Source organism: Bacillus sp. JJ722, assembly GCF_036963345.1.
GTDB lineage: Bacteria > Bacillota > Bacilli > Bacillales > DSM-1321 > Bacillus_AD.
Window position 1 is genome coordinate 1 of the sequence record NZ_JBALMO010000146.1, and the last position, 3,795, is coordinate 3,795.

Annotated in this window: 5 protein-coding genes; 4 read left to right on the top strand and 1 reads right to left on the bottom strand. The window is 30.6% G+C overall.

What is annotated here, in order from left to right; translation table 11 throughout:
* Positions 1–320 (top strand): hypothetical protein (locus V7014_RS17520; protein WP_335508741.1); only part of this gene is annotated, 320 nt, incomplete at its 5' end.
* Between the two features lie 92 nt (positions 321–412).
* On the top strand, positions 413–1,321 hold the full coding sequence (locus V7014_RS17525) for a LysR family transcriptional regulator (protein WP_335508743.1): 909 nt from the start codon (positions 413–415) through the stop codon (positions 1,319–1,321).
* Between the two features lie 205 nt (positions 1,322–1,526).
* On the opposite strand, the gene V7014_RS17530 is transcribed toward V7014_RS17525, so the two are convergent.
* On the bottom strand, positions 1,527–2,093 hold the full coding sequence (locus V7014_RS17530; protein ID WP_335508748.1) for a TIGR00730 family Rossman fold protein: 567 nt from the start codon (positions 2,091–2,093) through the stop codon (positions 1,527–1,529).
* 341 nt (positions 2,094–2,434) lie between these two features.
* Between V7014_RS17530 and V7014_RS17535 the strand changes: the two genes are divergently transcribed.
* A complete protein-coding gene (locus V7014_RS17535; protein WP_335508745.1) occupies positions 2,435–2,896 on the top strand; it encodes a GNAT family N-acetyltransferase in 462 nt (153 codons plus the stop codon).
* Positions 2,897–3,312: 416 nt separating this feature from the next.
* The gene (locus V7014_RS17540; RefSeq protein WP_335508746.1) at positions 3,313–3,507 is read left to right on the top strand and encodes a hypothetical protein; all 195 of its coding nucleotides are present in this window, start codon (positions 3,313–3,315) and stop codon (positions 3,505–3,507) included.
* Positions 3,508–3,795: the final 288 nt, after the last annotated feature.

Consider the following 3,795-nt stretch of genomic DNA (forward strand, 5'->3'; position numbering starts at 1 on the left):
ATGGAAAAAACAGCAAAAAAATTATAAGTGAATTAATAAAAAATTATGGACCAATGAAAATTTTAGTTACAACAAACAATTCTGAAGTTGTTAAAAGAATTATTTCTAATAATCAAGCTATAGGATTTTCTACATCTATTTCTTCGTTGCACGATCCATACATTATTAAGGGAGACATTATACGAATACCATTAATTGTTCCTTTCACAATACCAAGATTTTTCGGTTGTATTTTTCTAAAAGGAAAAACAATCACAAAACCAGTACTTGATTTTAAAATTATCCTGAAAAATGAAATACATAAAAGTCAATGTCAATAATTAGATACCATATTTAAAATGATAACTATGGAATTTTGAAAAAATAAATATAGGTAATGGTCTAAATCAATTAATGTATTAGGGGTGAAACTATGAGAATCAATCAACTTTTATACATAACTGAAATAGAAAAAAAAGGATCAATCGCAAATACGGCTGAACGGCTGTATATATCTTCTTCAAGTATAAGTCAAGCAATTAGTCGTTTAGAAGAAGAGCTTGGTGTAAAGATATTTGAACGTTCTAGAACTGGATTAGAGCCAACCGAAACCGGAAAAAAAATAATCATAAAGGCTCAAAAAGCTTTAAATTATATTGAAGAACTTAAACAAGAAGCAAAATGTAAATCTCCAGAAATCGAAGGACATCTATCCATCTCAGCTGTTCCAGGAATTTGTCGGAGTATTCTTCCAAAAACATTAGCTGAACTTAATGCAAAATTCCCAAAAATAACTCTTCAAATTAAAGAAACATCACCTTCTCAAGTTCGAAGAGACGTTTTAAATGGTGATGCGGATATAGGCTTAACCGGTTCTTTTTCCTCGACAAGTAAAGAAAATCAGCTACTTACTACAACACATATTATCGATAGCTCTATGATGATATGTTTTAGAAAAGATTCTGAATTAGCGAGTAAAGACACTCTTAACATAGAGGATCTATATAAATATCCAATTGCTACCTCCTTTAATATAAGTGACTCAAAAAAATTTCATTCTCAGCTATTTAGGGAATTTAGTAAATTCGACTTTCTAATTTCTCAAAATTTCGAAATAAAAAAATATTTTATCTCAGAGGGATTGGCAATCGGATTTGGAACGGTCTTAGCTTGCAAATTCGATCCGTTTTATCAACGTGAAGACATTATAGTTAAGCCTGTATTAGGAATAGAGCAAAAAATATCCTATTACTATATTAAATTAAAAAACATATATTTTTCTGCTGCAGGCAAGGAATTTTTGAAAGAACTTCATATTCAAGCTAATAATTTTAAAGAATAATTTAAGACAAAGGATTTATAGGGCCCCTCAAACTTTCTCAATGCATCCTTTAAAAGCGAGAGATTTTGAACATGATTATTAGTCTTAATACACCTTATTATGCAGCCAGTTGACGGTATTGTACCGGAGACTGGCTGTGTAGTTTCGTTTGAATACGAAAGTATTTTTTGATTGCTGAATTTACATCTTACAAATATAATATTTTTCAAGTCCATTTTGTAGCATAAATAGGTCTGTAATTTTCCAGCTTTTCAAATAATTCTTCTTGATTTGAGGCAATAAGAATCATCTCTCGGTAAGATTCACTCATAAAACCTTTTTCAATTGTATGATCTAGCATTGATATCAGTGGATCGAAAAAACCATCTACGTTTAATAGAGCACATGGTTTGTTATGATAACCAAGTTGCGCCCAAGTAAATACTTCGAACCATTCCTCTAATGTTCCTGCTCCTCCTGGTAATGCCAGAAATGCATCAGCTAAATCTGCCATCATCGCTTTCCGTTCATGCATCGTATCCACTACATGTAGTTCTGTAAGCTGATTATGTGCTATTTCTACATCTCTTAGTTTTTCAGGGATAACACCTATTACTTTACCACCATATTTTAGAGCCGCATCAGCTACCGAACCCATGCATCCCACTTGAGCCCCACCATAAACTAATGTTATTTTTTCAGATGCTAATTTTTCTCCTAGTTTTTTTGCAGTTTCCATATAAATATTACCATTACCAGACTTAGAACCACAGAATACAGCAATACTTTTAATGCCCATTTTAATCACTTTCCCTTCACTGTAGTATATTGATTCACATCAATTTACCAATTTTATTAAAAAAATCTTGTAGATTGATATTAGCGTATTTAAATAGTAACCATATGACTATTTAAAACCTATAGTATATTAACACAATTTATTGAAAAGTAAAATAAATACTTAGGGATAATAATTATTAATGTACATACTTAATCATTATTTTTTACAAATTAGTCTTATCGTTGGATATCAAGAATGACAATAATAGAACATTGAAAAACAATTAGAGGTATAATACTTATATAGTAAAAAACAATCAGTAATAGCTGCTAACTACTAAGGTGGTAACAAACATGAAAACAAATACTATTACAACATTAAAACATTTTAATGATTTGACTAAAGAACAATTATACAAAATATTGTCGGAAAGGGTCGCTGTTTTTGTGGTGGAACAAGAATACCCTTACCCTGAGATTGATGGCTTAGACCCTTTCTATTATCACTTAATTCAAGAAAATGATAAGGATATTATGGCATATCTTCGGATTATTCCATCAAATGATAAGAAAGAATTCGCTTCTCTAGGAAGAGTATTAGTGAAAAAAGACTATCGTGGACATGGTTTGGCGACCGAGCTTGTTCAGAGAGGTATTAATTATTGCTTGAATGAATTAGGAGAAAAGCAAATTAAAATTCAGGCGCAATCCTATTTAAAGGACTTTTACAGTTCTCTTGGCTTTTCAACTATGTCCGAAGAATATTTGGAAGACAATATTCCTCATATCGATATGATCCTCACCACTGAGAAATAAAGTCCAGCGTAAAAAAACAACCATTTATACTAAAGACTTAAAAACAGTAAACCGACAATTAGGCGATTCTGATTGAAGAATCGCCCAAATTTTTTTCCAAACCCCCTCTTTCAGTTCTTACCAAATGCCTCATTCTTTTAATCCTGGTAATTATCGTGTAATAAAACTCTTCAGCAGAATTTGAATTTGCAACAATGAAGAACGGACTTACACTTGCAGCACCGTTTAAAATAGGAAAGTAGTATACACATATGCTTCTCTAATCGGGGAGTTTTTTTATTGCTCTACCTTTTGTTATAACTATTCAATTTATATCTTCAAGCAACTGGCAAAATTAAATTAAACATTTATAAAAAAATAATAGAATTATAAAAGTCATGTTACGGTATATATAAACTTAAATTGGAGTTGATTATATGAAATATTTTAAACATTATAAAGCATCCTTAGGATTCATCCCCAGTATCATTGCTGCCTTTGCAGCTATAGGGCTTGCTATTATTGAAAATGAAATATGGATTCTAGTTTTTTTGCTTAGCGCTATTCTACAAATTTATGGAGTATCATTTGCAAAGAATTATTATGAACAACTAGAAAACGTCTCTAAATAATCTTGTAAGAATTAATATTTATTTTATAGTTTGTTAATAATTTTTTACGATTTATAGTTTATTATCATTTTTACAAGGAACTCCCATATGCTCCTTTTTATATAAATCCTTTCCCCTTATGCTAAATTGGATTTTGCAAAGCCAGTTATTATTAACTGGCTTTTTGCACTGTATAAAAACATGCTAGCAGTCCCTTAATGTTTGTAATGTTAATACAACTCAAGATTTTATTACAAAAATTGACACAGTTCCTCTAAACAAGCAGTTTTCTGTCTAATCCTGCGCTTT